The 18,789-nt window shown below is 33.3% G+C and carries 20 protein-coding genes; 5 read left to right on the top strand and 15 right to left on the bottom strand.

Translation table 11 applies throughout. From position 1 onward, the window contains the following. Positions 1-9: 9 nt before the first annotated feature. A complete protein-coding gene (gene pglS / locus NGI30_RS03000; RefSeq protein ID WP_251942682.1) occupies positions 10-1,047 on the bottom strand; it encodes a 6-phosphogluconolactonase in 1,038 nt (345 codons plus the stop codon). 399 nt (positions 1,048-1,446) lie between these two features. On the opposite strand from pglS, the gene NGI30_RS02995 reads away from it, so the two are divergent. Beyond that, complete coding sequence (locus NGI30_RS02995) at positions 1,447-1,872, top strand: YolD-like family protein (protein WP_251518397.1); 426 nt, start codon at positions 1,447-1,449, stop codon at positions 1,870-1,872. 405 nt (positions 1,873-2,277) lie between these two features. On the opposite strand, the gene NGI30_RS02990 is transcribed toward NGI30_RS02995, so the two are convergent. Further along, entirely contained in the window at positions 2,278-2,448 is a 171-nt protein-coding gene (locus NGI30_RS02990) for a hypothetical protein (RefSeq protein ID WP_251518395.1), read from the bottom strand. 611 nt (positions 2,449-3,059) lie between these two features. Between NGI30_RS02990 and NGI30_RS02985 the strand changes: the two genes are divergently transcribed. Beyond that, the gene (locus NGI30_RS02985; protein WP_251518393.1) at positions 3,060-4,103 is read left to right on the top strand and encodes a C45 family autoproteolytic acyltransferase/hydrolase; all 1,044 of its coding nucleotides are present in this window, start codon (positions 3,060-3,062) and stop codon (positions 4,101-4,103) included. 98 nt (positions 4,104-4,201) lie between these two features. Here the strand turns inward: NGI30_RS02985 and NGI30_RS02980 are convergent, their stop codons facing one another. Then, the gene (locus NGI30_RS02980) at positions 4,202-5,056 is read right to left on the bottom strand and encodes a DUF4097 family beta strand repeat-containing protein (protein ID WP_251942680.1); all 855 of its coding nucleotides are present in this window, start codon (positions 5,054-5,056) and stop codon (positions 4,202-4,204) included. After that, a complete protein-coding gene (locus NGI30_RS02975) occupies positions 5,053-5,628 on the bottom strand; it encodes an HAAS signaling domain-containing protein (protein WP_251942678.1) in 576 nt (191 codons plus the stop codon). Before NGI30_RS02975 ends, NGI30_RS02980 begins: the two co-directional genes overlap by 4 nt. Positions 5,629-5,858: 230 nt before the next feature. On the opposite strand from NGI30_RS02975, the gene NGI30_RS02970 reads away from it, so the two are divergent. Next, the gene (locus tag NGI30_RS02970) at positions 5,859-6,419 is read left to right on the top strand and encodes a thioredoxin family protein (protein ID WP_251518387.1); all 561 of its coding nucleotides are present in this window, start codon (positions 5,859-5,861) and stop codon (positions 6,417-6,419) included. Between the two features lie 66 nt (positions 6,420-6,485). Here the strand turns inward: NGI30_RS02970 and pmtD are convergent, their stop codons facing one another. The 7 genes from pmtD to NGI30_RS02935 form a co-directional block, all read right to left on the bottom strand. Then, positions 6,486-7,217 carry a phenol-soluble modulin export ABC transporter permease subunit PmtD gene (gene pmtD / locus NGI30_RS02965; RefSeq protein WP_251518385.1) on the bottom strand — a complete coding sequence of 244 codons (732 nt, stop codon included), beginning with the start codon at positions 7,215-7,217 and terminating at the stop codon, positions 6,486-6,488. Further along, complete coding sequence (pmtC, locus tag NGI30_RS02960; protein ID WP_251518383.1) at positions 7,217-8,089, bottom strand: phenol-soluble modulin export ABC transporter ATP-binding protein PmtC; 873 nt, start codon at positions 8,087-8,089, stop codon at positions 7,217-7,219. The genes pmtD and pmtC overlap by 1 nt, the downstream gene beginning before the upstream one ends. A 13-nt stretch (positions 8,090-8,102) precedes the next feature. Then, positions 8,103-8,771, bottom strand: a complete 669-nt coding sequence (gene pmtB / locus NGI30_RS02955) for a phenol-soluble modulin export ABC transporter permease subunit PmtB (protein WP_251942676.1) — start codon at positions 8,769-8,771, stop codon at positions 8,103-8,105. Further along, positions 8,768-9,673 carry a phenol-soluble modulin export ABC transporter ATP-binding protein PmtA gene (gene pmtA / locus NGI30_RS02950; protein ID WP_251518379.1) on the bottom strand — a complete coding sequence of 302 codons (906 nt, stop codon included), beginning with the start codon at positions 9,671-9,673 and terminating at the stop codon, positions 8,768-8,770. Before pmtA ends, pmtB begins: the two co-directional genes overlap by 4 nt. Continuing rightward, complete coding sequence (gene pmtR / locus NGI30_RS02945) at positions 9,670-10,050, bottom strand: PSM export ABC transporter transcriptional regulator PmtR (protein WP_251518377.1); 381 nt, start codon at positions 10,048-10,050, stop codon at positions 9,670-9,672. The genes pmtA and pmtR overlap by 4 nt, the downstream gene beginning before the upstream one ends. A gap of 201 nt (positions 10,051-10,251) precedes the next feature. After that, positions 10,252-10,446 (bottom strand): SE1626 family protein, encoded by a 195-nt coding sequence (locus NGI30_RS02940; RefSeq protein ID WP_251518375.1) that lies wholly within the window; start codon positions 10,444-10,446, stop codon positions 10,252-10,254. Between the two features lie 311 nt (positions 10,447-10,757). After that, a complete protein-coding gene (locus tag NGI30_RS02935; protein WP_251519066.1) occupies positions 10,758-10,853 on the bottom strand; it encodes a Trp-rich small protein in 96 nt (31 codons plus the stop codon). Between the two features lie 198 nt (positions 10,854-11,051). Here NGI30_RS02935 and NGI30_RS02930 point away from each other — a divergent pair, with 198 nt between their 5' ends. Next, positions 11,052-12,350, top strand: a complete 1,299-nt coding sequence (locus NGI30_RS02930; RefSeq protein WP_251518373.1) for an aminotransferase class I/II-fold pyridoxal phosphate-dependent enzyme — start codon at positions 11,052-11,054, stop codon at positions 12,348-12,350. Between the two features lie 71 nt (positions 12,351-12,421). Here NGI30_RS02930 and NGI30_RS02925 read toward each other — a convergent pair whose 3' ends face one another. From NGI30_RS02925 to groES, 3 genes are all read right to left on the bottom strand, one after another. Continuing rightward, positions 12,422-12,889: a DinB family protein gene (locus NGI30_RS02925; protein WP_251518371.1), complete on the bottom strand. Its 468-nt coding sequence runs from the start codon at positions 12,887-12,889 to the stop codon at positions 12,422-12,424. A gap of 175 nt (positions 12,890-13,064) precedes the next feature. Continuing rightward, the gene (gene groL / locus NGI30_RS02920; protein WP_251518369.1) at positions 13,065-14,693 is read right to left on the bottom strand and encodes a chaperonin GroEL; all 1,629 of its coding nucleotides are present in this window, start codon (positions 14,691-14,693) and stop codon (positions 13,065-13,067) included. A gap of 51 nt (positions 14,694-14,744) precedes the next feature. Continuing rightward, the gene (gene groES, locus NGI30_RS02915; protein WP_251942673.1) at positions 14,745-15,029 is read right to left on the bottom strand and encodes a co-chaperone GroES; all 285 of its coding nucleotides are present in this window, start codon (positions 15,027-15,029) and stop codon (positions 14,745-14,747) included. A gap of 176 nt (positions 15,030-15,205) precedes the next feature. Between groES and mroQ the strand changes: the two genes are divergently transcribed. Then, on the top strand, positions 15,206-15,952 hold the full coding sequence (gene mroQ, locus NGI30_RS02910) for an intramembrane glutamic endopeptidase MroQ (protein ID WP_251518365.1): 747 nt from the start codon (positions 15,206-15,208) through the stop codon (positions 15,950-15,952). Between the two features lie 110 nt (positions 15,953-16,062). Here the strand turns inward: mroQ and NGI30_RS02905 are convergent, their stop codons facing one another. Next, positions 16,063-18,600: an SdrH family protein gene (locus NGI30_RS02905; protein ID WP_251942671.1), complete on the bottom strand. Its 2,538-nt coding sequence runs from the start codon at positions 18,598-18,600 to the stop codon at positions 16,063-16,065. Positions 18,601-18,789: the final 189 nt, after the last annotated feature.

The following is an 18,789-nucleotide window of genomic DNA, read 5'->3' as shown; positions in this document are numbered from 1 at the left end:
TTTATATTATTATTTTAAAAATTGCACACAAACACCTTCCGCTGCAGTTTGGTGATCATCTACCTTTTCAAGCAATCCTGTAACGCTGTCACGTTTAAACACAGTTATAATAGAATCACCTTCTTGGTGTGCACATACAAGATAATCGTTAGAAGGCGTAATATTGAAATCACGTGGAAAGACACCGCCGCTTGAAACAATATCAACCGCAGAAATTGAAGCTCCTGTTTCACTCACTTTAAATATCGCTAAACTATCATGACCGCGGTTACTTACATAAACATATTTTTGATCTTGGGATAGTCTAACACCTGCTAATTTCGTTTCATCATTAAAGTTTTCAGGGATTGTAGAATGACGTTCTAACTCTTTAATCTTACCGTCATTATATTCAACAACGCTAATCATATTTGATAACTCATGTACAACATATCCAAACTTGCCGTTACCATGAAATGTAATATGTCGTGGCCCGTCTCCCTGTTCAAAGTCATAAACTTCATATTCTGTTAAACCTTCATCACCAAATTTATAAGTCACAGCTTTATCTGTACCTAGATCCATAGCAATCACATATCTTTCATCTGGCGTCACATCTAAATAATGGACATGTGCTTGATCTTGGCGTTCCTTTGGTCCTATAGTATAGTCATGTGCTATTTCTTGTATTAAGTGTTCAACTTCTCCAGTTTCTGGATTTGCTTTATAAATTCTAGCCAATCCTGCCCCGTAAATCGCTTCAAAGACATATTTGCCATCTGGTGACACACTGATATAACATCCTGTCCCCTTTGTGGAAGCTAAACATTTATTAATTAAAGTTAACTGCCCATCTTGTTGAATTTCAAAGCTTGCTATTCCACAGTCGTCACCTTCACGGGTAATCGCATATAAATATGATTGATGTTGCGTTACATATGTTGAAGCTTCAAGTTCATAGCCTGTTTCAACTTCTGTTATTTTCCCTGAATTTTCATCAAGTTGAAAACGATACACCCCTTTACCGTCTTTCTTTGTATACGAGCCGATATATCCGATTGTCGTCATACTAACTCCTCCAATATAATAGAATGATTTTATTCATACTCACCCATTACTTTAGTAATAAGTGTGAAGTCTCTTTGAGTTATTTAACTATCCTTACTTATATTATCTATGTTTTTATCGATTTGTAAAATTAATACTTTCCAAGCATGCATAAATGAAATACATAGTACTTGATGCTTTCATATTCCCGAATTTCGTCTATTTAATTTAAGTATCACTTATTTACTTTGAGTATATCTTGTTTCATTTTAGTGGTCGTGGGACAGAAATCAAATTTCTAACAGAGATTTGATTTCTGTCCCACGAATTGACAAAGGTGCTGAGAAAACTATTTTTGTTTCCGCCTTTACCACTTGATAAAATCGAACAAATGTTCTATTATTGATTTGAGGTGATTAGATGATTATAAACCCAGATGCTCCTGATCCGTATAAATACGAGACTGATTACAGAAAGGTTCCAAGACAATATTTAAATCCACGTATTCCTCATGGTCGTGGCAAAATTAAATGGCAACCGTTCGCTACTTTACCCGAACAATTTGAAACAATTAAACAATATATGCACGATCAAAATAAAGTCGAACGTCCATTATTATCAGACGATCAATTAAATGAGCTCAATTGTCAGCTTCATCAAGCGTTACATCACAATCGTCCAGTTCAAGTTGAATTTTTCAACGACGGTTGGATAGAAACAATCACCTTAGAAATCTCACGCATCGACACCTTACAATTATTCATTGAAGGTCATACACAAACTAATCCTCAAACGGTCAAGTTATCATTATTAGATATTACACGTATTGCTCAAATCGAGCATTAACTTACATCGCCCTTATTCCAAACATAAAAATGGGAGCGGGACAGAAATCGAATTTTCTAATAGAGATTTCGTAGTCCCACCCCGGCAAGGATGACTAGGATTAAAAAAAGCTTGTTCTAAGCGCATTTTCAATTCAGACATCTATTGCCAAGTTGATAAAGAGTCTGAGACACCTATTTTTGTCTCAGACTCATCGTGTTATCATCCTATTTCCTCATTTCACCATCTAATGATGCCATGACTATTGCTATCAAACAATTTACATCTTCTTGTATGTTGTTTATTTGTGAAACATAAAAAAGGACAGAAACCACCAACTTTTTTGAGTTGCTGTTGTTCTGCCCTTTTCATATAGAAATTCTTTGACTATAGCTTATACAACGTATCATTACGCTATAATCTTTTTTAGTTGTTTGCCTCAATATCTGAAACAATTTCTTTAGTTTTGTTTTCAATATCTTCAAAGTCTTTTTTAAAGATATAAGCGAATGCTACTACACCGATTCCCGCTAATAGAGATAAAGTAAGGATTGTACCCATTACAAATTTAAATAAACCTTTAATAAAATTCCACATTCTGTTTCACCTCAATAAATTATTAACACATCTATATTAAATAATAGCATATTTGCAAGCATCAATAAATATATACCCACTGTGCAACTGTGCATTTAACATAAAATAGATGAAGTCACATCTACTTATAATATATTTACTAATACTTTAATATGTAGTGATTATAATCGATGTTATCAGAAAGTCTTGCCCTAATTCAAATATCTAAGATAAATAACTGATATTTACCTTTAAATTGCAAAATATAATCAACAAAGAAATTATTTTATACCACAAAAAAGCTGGGATAATTTCTACCTATATACAACATAGAAATCACCCCAACTATCCCTTATACATCGTAATATGAAAGTTGATGTTATACTTATTCAACATTTTTGTTCGATCCTTAATGTAAGTCAAGTACTATACGCTGAGCTTTAATTACCCCACCATACTGAAATTGCATCTCTAACTGAATTAAACATTAAATTCACCCCTCTAACCAAATTTATTCGTCATTCCCTGTTGTTACATTTATACTAACCAATAATGATGTATAATACAATTAAGCTAGAGTTACAATGATATAACAAAATTGTAAGATGAATTAAATGAGGAGTTTTTAAATAATGCAACAAGTTAAATCAGATATTTTAACACATCGTGGGTCTCATTTTGATTTAGGTGTGCAAACGGGTCAATGGCTCAAACAAACAGCTTTATTAAAAAATAGAGAAAAAGAATGGCGCAAACGCATGCCACGTTTTGACATTCACATTAAAGAAACATACGATATTTTCCAAATGTATGCACCCCAAATATGGGAAGAAATAAAAGGAATGCAAGAAGTTCTTCAACTACCAACTAGCCAAATGATACTCAATTTCGGACATTACCGCTTCACAAAACTAAAAAATAGTGGGTGTACAATATTTTTAGGCAATGACTATATGGTTCGTAATTATGATTATCATCCTGCTACATATGATGGACGCTTTTTATTATTTCAACCAAATGATGGAGGATATGCTCAAATAGGCCCTACATCTCGTGTCACAGGAAGAATGGATGGCATGAATGAACATGGCTTAACGATGGGCTATAACTTTATGCATCGTAAGAAACCTGGAGACGGCTTTGTATGTTATATGATTGGGCGATTGATATTACAGAACTGTAAAAATGTCTCTGAAGCTATCCAATTACTTAAAGAAATACCACACAGAAGCTCATTTAGTTATATCGTAATGGATGCAAATTTGAATCATGCTATTGTTGAAGTCACACCACGTAATATTGACGTAAGATATGACCGTACATGTACAAACCACTTTGAATTATTAACACACGAAAATCGCAATTACACTAAAGAATCAACAGAAAGATTATCGAGACTTATCCAACAAACTCCGAATTCATCTATGGATAAAATGGAAGCATTCGAATTGTTCAACAATCCAGAGTATGAAATATATAGTAAGTTATTCAAAAGTTGGTCAGGTACGATCCACACAAGTTTGTATGAGCCTAAAAAAAGAATTGTCTATTTCACATTAGGGGAAAATCAATCACCTTCTAAAATTGATTTTAGTAAATGGTTACAAGGTGAAACATTAGAAATTAAATCTTTTAAAGGTTCAATCGATACTAATTTAACTTTCGCTTCATACTAATAAGGCTCGACATTTACTCATGTACGCACTAAGTAAAAAAGCATCCCGAAGCTACTTGTCTAACTTCGAGATGCTTCTTTAATGATAAACGGGAACCACTAATTTATTTGAATATTTCCTTTTTCTGTATACATTTCTAAAACATTATCACCTTTGCCTACTTTGTCATCATTAAAGCTGCTGTTGAAAACTTTTGATTTACCATCAGATGGGTTTAATTTGAGTAATACATTTTCAGGCTTTCTATTATATGACATAATTATATCTCCATTTTCTGAAGATGCTTTAAAGTTTGAATTAATATCCATTTTATCTAAATGAATATCTTTATCTCGTGTCACTAATAAAACTGATTTTTCAATGAGTGACTCTTCAGCGTTAATATGGGCGTTACTACTTTTAATATTAGCATTCGCAATTTTATCTTTCGTTAAAGTTACTGGTGAATTCTTACCACGATAAAATAATTTATCCACGTTAGAACGATTTAATCCAACCTTAACGATTCCTTCATAAGCCATGTTTATTTTTGCTTTTTCGACATCAAGTTGATTCACTTCTACTCTATTTCTTTTACTTTTTAAATCAAATTGTTTTAATTTCTTGTCAGGCACTGTAACAACTAAGTGTTCTTTAATCTTTCTAAGTGGGTTAAAGTTTAACCCATAATGGTCCTCACTATTTCTTTGTTCTTTAATATAGAGCGTCCCATTATGGTTTTGAACATTTAATTTCTTTTGCCCCTTATATGATACTGAAAATTGCTTGCCACGTTTAACTTCGACGAAACTGTTTTGACTAGAGATATGAAGTCCATTAATTTTGTCATTTGGAAAAGATTTATGTGCAGTATTTAATTTATTATTTTGTCGTTCAAAGCCAAACCACATTACACTTGCGAGAACGAAACATACAACGAAAATAATTAAACCACTAATAAATAACTTCTTCATCCGACTGCCCTTCCTCTAATTGTTTTAATGTTCCAACGAAGGTATTTTAATATCAGCCTATATACGAAATGTGCTAGATTAGCAATAAATACAAACAAGACGATGCCTAGTCCTGTATAGGAAATTGCAAATAAATAGTTACTTAATGCAAAACTCAAATTATGTGACACCAACCCATTTATAACTAATAAAATTGGACTTAATATTAAAAACAAGGAGAATAATAACAGTATAAACATCCCGAAACCTAAAAAAATAGTAGGTACCAAAATCAGTAAAACAGAAATGATACCCATGCCCAAAGAAGCCATAATTGCGCGGATAATTGTCTTTGCATTTGGTCGTGATTCAGCTGAAGCAATTGCACGTTTTGCTAAAATCTCTTTCCCTATCTGTTTGGGTGAATCCAACGCACCGATGATTTGATACTCATTTCTCCCTTTACTTTCCTCTTCAAAAAAGTAATCTTCATACTCAAACATTACTTTGTCTCTTTCTATTCTAGCGAGGCCATCTAACTCTTGCTCAAGTTCATTCAAAAACGTAATTTTATCCAAAATATCTACCGCCATTCTAGAGTAATAATCTTGTCATCATGTTCGCTCAGCTTTTAAGACATCTTAGAATGAAACAATTTCATATTGTTATGTTACATTACTTTTTAATATAGCATATGAATTAATCACTTTCACGTTAAAACTTGAAAACTGATTTATTCACGTACGATAACGTATAAAAATTTACTTTTTGATTTGAAGATTGTTATAATCATTTTTAATAAAATAAAAGGGGTGGAGATACTATGACAAATCTCGAAACATATTTCAAAAAAAGTCAGCCACTAGAGCAATATATCGAAGCTATGACTCAAAATAAAGAGGGATTATTAACTATTTATAACTCTTTTACAGTCCCAGAACAAGATGAACGTTTAGATCAAATAAAGCGTTTAAATTATAGTAAAGTTTTGGTTATAACAGAAGATTGGTGTGGGGATGCAATGATGAATGTGCCGATCTTAAAGCATATTAGCGAATCACTAAATTTTGACGTTCGTGTCTTCCATCGTGATGAGGACACGAATTTAATAGACCAATATTTAACAAATGGAACAGCTCGTTCTATACCTATTTTTGTATTTTTAAATGATCAATTTGAACAAGAAACGGTATGGGGACCACGCGCAAGACAAGCGCAACATTTCGTAGAACAAACTCGAGAAGCCTTACCAGAAAAAGACAATCCTAACTATGAAGATAAAGTTGCTGAAACGCATACAATTATTAGCAACCGCTTCAAGACCGATTCACAAATGTGGCAACATGTCTATGATTCTATATTAGATAAACTGATAACTAAATAAACATTAAATCATACGTTAAACAAAAAAACCGGCAAAGTGTTGATACTTTGCCGGTTTTGATTCGTATTAAATATCTTTTTTAGCTCCATATAAGAGACTTGCAATAAATAGTATTACAATTGAAGCACTAGTGATAAACCATTGCCAATGTGTGAATGTATAATTTCCTCTTTCAGTTGTCTTAGTAGTTAGATAACTGAATGGAATGTATTTTAAAGAATCTTTGATGTTATCGCCAATTTTTGGAATCATTGGTAAAAATGGTTCAGCGAATGGCACAACTAATATTAAGAATATACCAACTGTAAAGATTACAGCTGCTTTAGGTACAAATAATGAGAAAAGATATAATAGTAATCCAAAGAATAAATGGAACATAATAAAGAACCAAAGTAAGTTAAAGAACTTATCAGCTTTTACAGTTTTACCATCAACCACACCTTGTACAATTAGAACAAAAATTATAAGTAAAACTGTAATTAAAATCGCAATTAAAATCATAGAAATTGTTTTTGCAACAATATATCCAATACGACTAGATTTCTTATTCATGTAAAGTTGAATTGTACCATTCGAAATATCACGTGTGATTGTCTTAATAACGAACAGTAACCCCATAATTGAGAAGAACCAGCTGCCAGCAGTTAAAACTGTATTACCATCTACTTCATGATTATTTTGATTTGCTAATATTGTAAAAGTAATGATTGGAACCAAAACTAAAATTAGTGCTAAATACGTTAATGGACTTCTTAAGATGCTATACATATCATATTTTACAAGTTGTAAACTATTCATTATTTGCCACCTTTCTGATTAATATTGAAGTAAGTATCACGTAACGAGCTCTTACGTGTTTCAATAAATTCAGGGAACACATCAATACTTGCTAACCCTTTAAGTAACTTCTGATAGTTCTTTTGACCTTTTAGGATAATTTCTTTGCTGCTCTTTTCTGATTGAACAATTTCAAAGTTCTTTTTCAAGTAATCTAAACTTTTATCAAAATGTTCTTTCGGAAGAATAAGAATTGTAGAATCAGTAGGTGCACCCTCTGCCATATTGACATCTTGTACAAAGTTTCCGTCACTTAAAAAGATGGCACGGTCACAAATTAATTCAATATCTTCAAGTTTGTGGCTTGAGATTAAAATTTTCATATCTAAATCTTTTACAAGTTGTTCAATTGTTTTAAGTACATCGATTGAACCATCTGGGTCCATTCCATTAGTTGGTTCATCTAAAATTAAGTATTTAGGTTTATTCATTAATGAAACAGCAATCGCTAACTTTTGTTTCATACCCATTGAATATTTTTTTACTTTTTTATTAATGTAAGGTCTCATACCAAATGCATCAATAATATGATTTGAGTACTCTTTATCAAACCCTTCACCTAATACATTTGCAAATAATTTTAAGTTATACAAACCTGATTTGTTACCATATAACTTAGGGTTTTCAATAAGATACCCTATATTTTGTTTAGCTTTTACTTTTACGTCACCTTTGAAATTTACGATATTACCATTCATAACTTTCATTAATGTTGTCTTTCCGACACCATTTTTACCAATTAGACCAACGATGCGACTTTTATCAAAGTCAAAATTAATATGGTCCAATACGTTGTTACTACCGTACGTCTTTGTAATATCTTTTAATTGCATATATGTGCCCCCTTTAGTGTGATTTTAATTTTTTAATCTGCATAAAATAATTAATTACGAAAAATATAATACTCAATACTAGCAAACCATAATTCAACAACCATTCACATTTATTTAAAAAAGAAAAATCAATTTGAAACAACAACGTAATACCAATTATGCTGAAAGCAACAGCAAATGGTACTAATATAAACATAAACAATAAGTAAACTAAGAAAGAAATGCGTTCTGCCTTTCGTTCGATGAATTGCTTAAATGCAATTGGAATCGCAAAAAAGTTAATCGTCATATAGGAGATTGGAATTGTATAATTAAAGTTCACATCACTGTCGGCTAAATTAGAATCTGGCATGTTATATAAAGATAAGATACCAGCACCAACTAATGTAAACACTAAAACAGTTATATAATTAGCATTAAGCAAATCTTTCTTAGAAACGGGTAAACTTCCAAAGAAATCATAAGCACGACGATGACCAAGTTTACTATAAAAACGGAAGGCATGACCTGAATCTTTGAGTGAGATAAACAACAACAGCATAGCAACACAAGAATAACTAACTTTAGTAAAGATCGTATCGTTGCTAATAATTAGATGCAAAGGAGAAAGTATAAGTAATATCGCGTAAATTAAAATCGTCCACTTACGTAATTTTATATTTCGAATAAGTAAATTTTTCATCTAATGTCCTCCTGTTGATCAATCATTCCACCAGAATCTGAATGATTATATTCACCTTTTTCAAGATAGACCATTAGATCTTCAATTGACGGTTCAGTGATAGTAACTTGATTACCGAACAATTCTTTAAATACATTTGCATATTCGGTAAGTGCTACATAGCCAGTACGATTATATTCAACGTAGTTCATTAAATCTTTCAGCTCACTGTCTATGTGCTCTGCATCACCTTTAACGATTTTAAATTTACTTATTATATCATCTATATATGAATTTAAGACGACTTCTCCTTCTTTAATATAAACAAGATAATCAGCTATCTTTTCTAAATCTGAAATGATATGTGTAGAAATAAAGACTGTTTTATTTTCATCAATAAGTTCTTTTTGAATTATTTCTAATACTTCGTTTCTAACAATTGGATCCAAACCAGAAGTAGGTTCATCTAAAATAAATAACTCTGCCTCATGACTAAAAGCAATCGCAATAGATAATTTCATCAACATTCCTGTTGAGAAAGTTTTTATTTTTCCTTTGTACGGCAGGTTAAATTTCTCCAGATAATTAGCAAAAACTGTGTGATCCCACTTCTTATAAAAAGGTGCAATATAGGATTCAATTTGTTTTATTGTCCATTTGTCATTAAGATATAAATCGGAGTATACAAAACCTATTTTATTCTTTATTTCTAAAGGATTCTCTTTCATTCTTTGATTAAAGATATTGATTTCTCCACCATCCGGTTCTATCAAATCCATAATCAATCTAATTAACGTTGTTTTACCCACACCATTAGATCCGATAAATCCTGTTACGTAACCTTGGGGTACGCTAAAACTAATATCCTTGAGGGAGAACTTCTTGAATTGATAACTTACATCGTTAAGTTCGATTGCGTTCATTCGTTATCCTCCTCAAATATCATAGCTAGTATTTCTTGCAGTTCGGATAATGGCATGCCTATTGTTTTTGCTTCTTTCGTCATCGATTTCGCTAATGATTCAATAACTATAAATTGTTTTTCCTTTAAAATAGAACTATCTTGTTCCTTTACGAAAGTACCCTTTCCTCTAATGGTAAAAACAAATCCATCTTTTTCTAAATCCTCGTAAGCTCTTTTAGTTGTAATTACGCTGACACTTAAATCCTCAGCTAATTCGCGCATAGATGGTAAGTGTTCACCAGGTGCAACATAACCTTTTAAAATGTTTTCTTTAATTTGTTGTTTGATTTGTTCGTATATGGGTCGTTCACTATTATTCTTTAAAAGTATCTTCATTAACGTCCTCCCTTACAACTGTATATACACAATATATACAATATACACTGTTTTGTAAAGGGTATTTGTAAAAATAATTGAGATAATCGCATTTTTCTTTAGGGGAATATCATACAACTGTATATATAGTATATATACAGTATGCATAAAAAACTACGAGCGAAACCCATTACATCAGTCTCACTCGTAGTTATATACACTTTACTTTTTATGCTTGTCTTGGTTTTGCTTTTTTCGTCGATCATTGTATCTGTTAATAAATGCACAAATCATAAACATTATCGCTGCTAATAATAATTTAATGCCAGCACTTTCATTACCAGTCGCTTGTAAATAATAACCCACAATAAAAGCGATAATAGCAATTATTACAAATATTTTTGTTAAATGTTTCATATTTTCACCTCAAACACTCACAGTATATCAAATTTTATACTGAATATCTAAATAGTGAACGTCACATATTTACTTATTAAAAATAAGATTAATATCGTAAAAAGACTTATGGAATACATAAACACGATTTTTCTCATTTCACCCAGTTTAAATCACTTATAATTCTAGATATATATTGTACATTTTGTATAAATACATGAATTGATTGCAGACATAATACTTTAATGGTAAAATGTAAATGTATCCACAAGTCATACTACACAAACCCCAAGTCTGCTGCCACAGACTTGGGGTTTTTTGTGCAAGGCCACCTATTTGTCTTTCCATTTAATGTCTAACCAGACACGGAAAACAACAAGTATGCCACCTGTTATTAACGTCATAACCATATCTTGCCACCACATAATCATACTACACCTCCCATAACAAAGAGTGCCATGAGGAATAACAATGGCCTTCTTATATTCTAACATAAAAATAGAACGTATGTTCGGTATAAGGGTATTTTTTTCATAATTTGTAGGTATTGTTGGTTCAATACTTTTATTTTAAAGCATTTCAAGATAATATAATAATATCAATCAAAAAAGAGAGGTTGTCCTACTATGAATCCATTAGCTTTAGATTTAAACGAAAAATTATCTAAATCAAACCCAAATGTTGCAGATATGCTCTCAGATCTTGGTAAATTAATTTACTATCCTAAAGGGATTTTGTCACAATCTGCAGAAGCTAAATCTACAAAATATAACGCAACGATAGGTATGGCAACATATAGTGATCGTAAAATGTATGCAGATACGTTAAATGATGTATTCCATCATTTAGAGCCTGATGAAATATTTCCTTATGCCCCACCTCAAGGTTTAGAGTCATTACGTGATTTATGGCAACAAAAAATGTTAAAAGAAAACCCAGATCTAAAAAAAGAAGATTTCTCACGACCAATTGCAACAAATGCGTTAACACATGGTTTATCAATCGTAGGTGATATGTTCGCAGATAGTGGTGATACATTGCTATTACCAACGCACAATTGGGGTAACTACAAGCTTGTTTATAGTACGAGACATAGTGTAGATATAGAAACTTATAATATTTTTGATGAATCAGGTAATTTCACAACTGATGGTCTTGTTAAACATTTAGAAAACTATGAGAAAGATAAAGTGATTTTAATTTTAAATTACCCTAACAACCCTACTGGCTATACTCCAAATAAAGAAGAAGTAAAAGTTATGGTTGAGGCAATTCAATCATTAGCTGAGCGAGGTACGAATGTCATTGCTATTGTGGATGACGCTTATTACGGCTTATTCTATGAAGACGTATATACGCAGTCATTATTTACAGCACTCACTAATCTACAACAAGAAAACTTGTTACCTATCCGTTTAGATGGTGCTACAAAAGAATTCTTCGCTTGGGGCTTACGTGTTGGATTTATCACATTTGGTGTAAATGATGAAACTACAAAACAAGTTTTAGAAGCGAAAGTTAAAGGGTTAATACGCAGTAATATTTCTAGCGGTCCAATGCCTTCACAAAGTGCTGTTAAATACGTTTTAGAACATCCTGAAACATTTGAAAAGGAAATTCAACATAATATAGATACACTTCAAGCACGATATGAAGTTACAAAATCAGTCGTTTATGATGAAAAATACAAAAAATTCTGGCAACCATATGATTTCAATTCAGGCTACTTTATGGCAGTGAAAGTTCAAGATGTTAAACCGGAAGAATTACGTGAACATCTTATCGAACACTATTCAATCGGTATTATCGCTTTAAACGCTACTGATATTCGAATTGCATTCAGTTGTATTGAAAAAGATGATATCCCATACGTATTTGATATGATTGCTAAAGCAATTGAAGATCTTCAAGCTAAAAGTGAATAAAATAAGTTCGATTAATAATCAAAAAAGCCTGAGACGTGTTTGCGCCTCAGGCTTTATATTTTTTTAACTTATTATTGATTTTGTTTTAATACACGAGACATTTCTTCGATTTTACCTGCATGTAATGGGATATGAATTGCATTTAACACAAGCAATTCATCTAATGTTTTACAGCCTGCAATCGGTTGATCTAATTCTATTTCTAATTGTTCATCAGTAAGGTTCTCTGCACGTTCTGGTAGTGTTTTAATATGGTTGAATATTTCTTCAATACTTGGTGGTTCAACATCTCCCCAATCTTTTGGAGACGTACCATATCCGAAAAATTGTGTGTATTTTTGAATGTCTACTTCATTTTGTTCGCAAATAGATAAACCACTTTCAAAAATCGTTAAGACATGTCCATATTGCCAATGTAATGTATTAGGAAAGAATTCACTTTCCTTGTCTAAAACTACTTCATTACCCCAACTTTCGTAGTTGCTCAATAAATAATTTACGCCTGTATCAATCACGTTGAAAACTGTTTTTTTAGTCAATTTGTTTCTCCCCCTTTTACGAAACTCAGAAACTATTCTTAATTATAATACCCTTTACTTATATTCTTATACATAAAAAAATCACCACGAGTTTCAATACTCATGGTGATTTTATATTGACAACCGTTATTAATGGCAAAGTCAAATTATGATATGACCATTATTCAGTTGCTTATTACATCATTCCAGGCATACCGCCCATATTTGGTGCTGGAGCGTCTCCGCCATTATTTTCCTCAGGAATATTGGCTACAACTGCTTCAGTAGTTAAGAACATCGCTGCCACGCTTGCTGCATGTTGTAGTGAAGAACGTGTAACTTTAGTTGGGTCAACAATACCTTCATCTAACATATTTACCCATTGATTTGTTGCCGCATTGAATCCAACGCTTTGCTCTGCATTCTTAAGTCGTTCAACTATAACTGAACCTTCAAGACCAGCATTTTCGGCAATTTGGCGCACAGGTGATTCTAATGCTTTCAATACAATGTTAATACCTGTCGCTACATCGCCTTCCGCTTCGATTGCTTCAACTTTATCGTAGATATTCATGAATGCAGTTCCACCACCAGCTACGATACCTTCTTCAACCGCAGCACGTGTCGAGTTTAATGCATCTTCAATACGTAATTTACGCTCTTTTAATTCTGTTTCACTTGCTGCACCAACTTTAATTACAGCAACGCCTCCTGCTAATTTAGCTAAACGTTCTTGTAATTTTTCTCTATCAAAGTCAGAATCTGTCTCTTCGATTTGAGCTTTAATTTGGCTTACACGAGCGTCAATATTGTCTTGGTCACCGTCACCATCAACAATAGTTGTATTATCCTTTGTTACTTCTGCTTTATTTGCAGTACCTAACATATCCATTGTAGCGTCTTTAAGTTCTAAACCTAAATCATCTGTAATCACTTGAGCACCTGTTAGGATAGCTAAATCTTCTAACATTGCTTTACGACGATCACCGAAACCTGGTGCTTTAACTGCCACAGCTGTGAACGTACCACGCATACGGTTAAGTACAATATTTGTTAAAGCGTCACCTTCAACGTCGTCTGCAACGATTAAAATAGGTCTATTGGCTTGTACTACTTGTTCTAATAGAGGTAAGATGTCTTGGAATGAAGAAATTTTCTTATCTGTAATTAAGATATAAGGTCTTTCTAACTCAGCAGTCATCTTGTCTGAATCTGTTACCATATATGGAGATTGATAACCACGGTCAAATTGCATACCTTCTACTACTTCTAGTTCAGTGTTGAAACCGTTAGATTCTTCAATCGTGATAACGCCGTCGTTACCTACCTTTTCCATTGCTTCAGATATATATTTACCAATTTCTTCATCAGCCGCAGAAATTGAACCTACTTGAGCAATTTCATTTTTATTTTCGACCTTTTGAGAAATATTTTGTAATGCATCTACAGCCACTTCAACGGCTTGATCAATACCTTGACGTAAACCTACTGGGTTTGCGCCACTTGTAACGTTTTTCAAACCTTCTTGAATCATTGCTTGCGCTAATACAGTTGCAGTTGTTGTACCGTCACCAGCAATTTCATTTGTTTTGTTTGCAACTTCTTGTACAAGTTTCGCACCCATATTTTCATATTGGTCTTCTAATTCAATTTCTTTCGCAATTGTCACACCATCATTTGTAATAAGTGGTGATGTATATTCTTTGTCTAATACTACGTTACGTCCTTTAGGGCCAATTGTAACTTTAACGGCGTTAGCGAGTTTATCTACCCCGCGTAACATAGATTGACGAGCATCTTCTGAAAACTTTAAGTCCTTTGCCATAACTTACATACCTCCATTTATGTGTATTACATTTTTATATTTAAAAGTTTATTATTCAATAATCGCTAAAATATCTTCTTCATTTAAGACTAAGTATGTTTCATCGCCGCGTTTAACTTCTGTACCGGCATATTGCTGAAACACTACTGTGTCGCCTTCTTTAACTTCAGGAGTAACTCGTGTACCATTGTCTAGTAAGCGTCCAGATCCGACTGCAATGATTGTCCCTTCGTTTGACTTTTCCTTAGCGCTATCAGTTAGTACAATACCGCTTTTTGTTGTTTGCTCTTGTTCGTTCTTTTGTATTACTACTCTACTACCTAATGGTTTAAGCATGAATTGTTCCTCCTCAGAATCTCAATTTATTAGCAGTTGAATGTGTTGAGTGCTAATGTAGTATCTATAATAATCAAATTTGGTCAACATTTCAAGTTATAACGTTTGTCATTAACTTTGTACGTTAGTTCATTTTACGATAGAATGAATTATAATCTTTATTTTGGAGGTACATCATGTCGCGTATTTGGGTGTCAGTATTGACATTATTAATTTATGGACTTGCGCAATTAGGTGTTAGCTTTATGCAAATGGCAGGTCTATTTAAAAATTTAAAAGGTAAAGATTTAATTTTTACTAGTATTTACACACAAGTAGCCTTTTTTATCATCGCAGCAATTTTAATTGTAACTATACATCAATTTGTGAAAAATCCAACACGATTAGATCAACAACCTAAAGAGGAAAAAAGATATGTTGTGTTATGGGCCATTGTCGGTTTAGTCGTCGTAATGATATACCAAATGGCTGCAAACTTAATCAATATATATGTATTTGGAGCCCCAGAAAAAAGTCCTAACACGGATAGATTAATGAAAGTTGCACAAGAAATACCATTCTTCATTATTTTAATTTCAACAGTGGGACCTATTTTAGAAGAATATGTCTTCCGTAAAGTGATATTTGGTGAACTTTTCAATATGATGAAAGGTAATAAAGTAATAAGATTCTTAATTGCTGCTATTGTAAGTTCAGCAATATTCAGTTTGGCACACGGAGATCCAGCATACTTCCTTACATATTTTGGAATGGGCTTCATTTTAGCTATTTTTTATGCATATACTAAACGTATTTGGGTATCAATTTTAATTCATATAATGCAAAATAGTATTGTCGTTATATTCCAAGTTGTTATAGGTCCAGACAAATTAAAAGAAATACAAGAGAAAGCATCATTTATTTACCATTTGATTTTCTTATAATGTGAAACATAACTTGAAAAAGTTATTTAAATAAAGAGAAACTAAGCATAATGATTATGCTTAGTTTCTCTTTTTCTATTTAATATTTTATGCTAATACAAATTTATCTTTTATGACGTACTTTTTGCTTTGTCGTCATTTTTACGTTTAACAAAGAAACCAATCAACACACCTAGAAAGATTGTGACTATAGCAATAATTAATCCAAATAATGTACGTTCAAATTTGATACCATTGGAATCCTTTTTACTCGGATCAGTTGTTTGCGTATACTCTTGATCACTGCTCGTATGATATTCATATTTTCCATTTACTTTCGAACTTGCGTTTTCTTTTAAGTCAGGCATTGAACCAATTTCACCAGTAACGAGCGCTAATACTTGTTTATCCAGATTTTCATAGTAATCTTTAGCTTTAAGTGGATTAAAATATTGGAATTTAAAATAATTTGTCCCTTGTTGCAAACGATTTAAAAATGAATTATCTGGGAAACGCTGTCTCTTTAACAATGAAGAAATATCTTTGTTCGAAACTTTACCAATTTTATTTAAATGTTTCACTTGATTTAAAATAAAAGGATTGTACTTAAATGATCCGTCCGCCATTTGTTTGAAGCGGTGTATTAATTGGTTATCATCGTTACCCTTTTCTCTATCTGAAAAAGGTCTATAACCAAATATATTAAAATCCTCAATATTTTTTTGAGCTGTTGTTTGATGTTGACCACTATCAGTGTTGAATGAACGAGATAGATTGTCATCATACGTGTTTGAATTATATTTGTTTCGATTAAATGTTGAGCTTCTACCGACTGTTCCATTGTGATGGTTATGTGATGTAGAAGAAATATGATTGTCATTAGATTTAATATCTAATGGAGATTTATAGTCTAAGCTACGATGTGGTTGAACTGGAACTCCTATATTATTTGACTGATGATCTCGATTATTGTTTGGGAATTCTGCCCTATGATGACTATTATGATGTGAATTTGAATGGTTTGGTTTCGTTGGCACGCTATCAGAACTACTATCATTATTGTCATGTGTAGGCGTTGGGAAAATTACCCCACCGTCGTTTGAATTTTCACCATGCGTCTCATGAGGTGTTGAATGATTAGTTGAGTCATTATGCGTTCCACCATCTGAATGTGTAGGTGTTTCGCTAGAGTTGTTATCCGAATCGGTTGGACTTTCACTCGACCCACCATTTGTATTATTATCAGGACGATCTGGGTTTGTTGAACCATCGTTTGAGCCGTTATTATTTCCATCATCTGGAGTATCGGGCACTATAGGTCCGGAATTTGAACCATTGTCCGTTTTGTCTGGGTATGACGGTTCTTCATTTGAGCTACCCTCTTCACCATTATTTTGGCCGTCATCTGGGTTTGTTGGTTCTTCATTTGACCCATCATCTTGACCATCGTCTGGAGTATCTGGGTACGTTGGTTCCTCACTTGACCCATCATCTTGACCATCGTCGGGATTATCGGGATTCGTTGGCTCCTCGCTTGAGCCATCGTCTTGGCCATCATCTGGCTCCGTTGGCTCTTCACTTGAGCCATCACCTTGGCCATCGTTCTGACCGTCATCTGGCTCCGTTGGTTCCTCGCTTGAGCCATCATCTTGGCCATCGTTCTGACCGTCATCTGGCTCCGTTGGTTCCTCGCTAGAACCATCGTTTTGACCGTCATCTGGATTTGTTGGCTCCTCGCCTGAGCCATCATCTTGACCATCGTCTGGATCTGACGGTTCTTCGCTTGATCCATCATCTTGACCATCGTTCTGACCGTCATCTGGATCGGTCGGCTCCTCACTTGATCCATCATCTTGACCGTCGTCTGGGTTATCTGGATCTGTCGGTTCCTCACTTGATCCATCATTTTGGCCATCGTCTGGGTTATCTGGATTCGTTGGTTCCTCACTTGAGCCATCATCTTGACCATCGTCGGGATTATTTGGGTCTGTTGGTTCCTCACTTGATCCGTCATCTTCACCATCGTCTGGGTTATCTGGATCCGTTGGCTCTTCACTTGACCCATCATCTTGGCCATCGTCTGGATTATTTGGGTCTGTTGGTTCCTCACTTGAGCCATCATTTTCGCCATCGTCTGGATTATCTGGATCCGTTGGCTCTTCACTTGACCCATCATCTTGGCCATCGTCTGGATTATCTGGATCCGTTGGCTCTTCACTTGACCCATCATCTTGACCATCGTCTGGGTTATCTGGATCCGTTGGCTCTTCACTTGACCCATCATCTTGGCTATCGTCTGGATTATCCGGATTCGTTGGTTCTTCACTTGATCCATCATCTTGACCGCCGTCTGTGTTATCTGGATCTGTCGGTTCTTCACTTGAACCATCATTTTGGCCGTCATCAGAATCAGCTGAGTCGGTTGGTTCTTCGCTTGAGCCATTATCAATGCCATCGTTCAAATCAGTGTCATCACTATCTGTTGAATTATCGTTAAAATCATTATTTAAGGTATTTGAAACATTTTCATTTAATTTATTTGGTGTATTTAAAGTTGAATCATATGGATACTGTGTTTCTTCACCATGTGTAGTTTTAGTTAATAACGATGCACTTAACACAAACACAAAACCTGAAATTGCAAATTTATGTTTTTTATTATTACTCACTTGCTCACCCCCCAATTTTAAGAAAAATACACTTCTAACACACTTATTATATTAGATATGTAGAAATATTTCATTAATTATAGCGTATATTTAAGAATTAGGTTTATTTTAGAAATTTAATAAAGATAAATAGACAAATATAGGTATAATTGATATATTAAATATACAAAATAGATTGAAGGAGGGTCC

Origin of the sequence: Staphylococcus sp. Marseille-Q5304 (genome assembly GCF_943737015.1) — a bacterium.
Classification (GTDB): domain Bacteria; phylum Bacillota; class Bacilli; order Staphylococcales; family Staphylococcaceae; genus Staphylococcus; species Staphylococcus hsinchuensis.
Note: the sequence above shows the minus strand (reverse complement) of the source record. Positions and strands in the feature narration are given on the sequence as shown.